A 1,253-nucleotide genomic window follows, 5' to 3' on the forward strand; every position below is an offset into this window, starting at 1 on the left:
GTTTAATCTTTTGCTCAAATTACTTTGAGTCTTAATTTTAAGACTTAAAAGAATTGCTGGTTTATTTTACTTAACTTTATTCTGTTCAATTTTCAAAGATCTCATTTGCAAGTCTTAAGCAACTTGCTCATTTATAATAACATTTGAGTTTTAAATTGTCAACACTTTTGTTTTACAATTTTCTCTCTCAGTTAACCGCCGTTCCCGACGACGCTATTTATAATATCACGATTATTTTATCCTTCAAATACTCAATTATATCATTATTAAAAATTATTTTTATCAGACTAATTTATTCTAATTTATTCTTTAAATTTTATATAATGATACACCCGGGAAAGTTAATTTACTTTTTAGGTACTATATGGCTTATATTGTAATTTATTATTTGTCTTAATGTATTACTTTTCTTAATATATATTCGATATTAATATATAATGTATATTATAACAGTGAAATTTTAGGGGGATTTTTATGATCAAAAAAATAATTGCAATTATTATGTCTTCTTCTTTTTTATTCGTAGGTTGTTCAGAAGCTGATGACCAGACATCTTTAGAGGAAAACAAAACAACTTTAACTACATCATATAAAAAAGAAATAGATACTTCAAAGAGAATAGTTCTATCAGGTAAAACTTCTGATTATACTAAATACTCCTTTTTAGGAAACTTATTATTCTTCCCTGATCCTAATAATGATAATAAACTTTCAGTTGCTGAAATAAAAGAAGATACTACTACTATAAATGAATCCCTTATTAAAGAAATCTTTGACTATTCAGTAGATTCATTAGTATCAGATGGTAACTACATATATTTTTCATCAATATCTGGTGATAAAGGTGTTTATAAATTAGATTATCAAAAGAAAGAAATAACTAAGGCTATAAATAACTCTACTCTTAACTTAGTTTATCAAAACGATTTTTTATATTACATAGACTCATTAAGTAAGGGTATTTATTCATTTAACCTAAAGACTACTGAGAAAAAATTATTATCATCAAAACAAGCAAGTGAGTTTATACTAAACAACAATTCAATATTTTATAAAAACATTGAAGATGGCAATAAGTTATATTGCCTAAAAATCGATGCTTCTGCCAACTTTAAATTAACAGATTATCCTGTTGATAGCTTTGTTATATATAATAATTTTATATTATTTTCAAATACGGCAGAAAAAAACTATATGTATTCTATAGATGTGTCTAATTTAGAAGTAAAAAAAGTTTTATCTTTAAGTACATC

At 24.3% G+C, this 1,253-nt stretch carries 1 protein-coding gene; it reads left to right on the top strand.

Annotation, left to right across the window (positions count from 1 at the left end; all coding sequences use genetic code 11):
- Positions 1-474 precede the first annotated feature (474 nt).
- The coding region (locus tag E6248_RS16170) for a DUF5050 domain-containing protein (protein ID WP_316341789.1) at positions 475-1,253 on the top strand (779 nt) is incomplete at its 3' end.

Source organism: Clostridium sp. (assembly GCF_032552055.1).
GTDB lineage: Bacteria > Bacillota > Clostridia > Clostridiales > Clostridiaceae > Clostridium.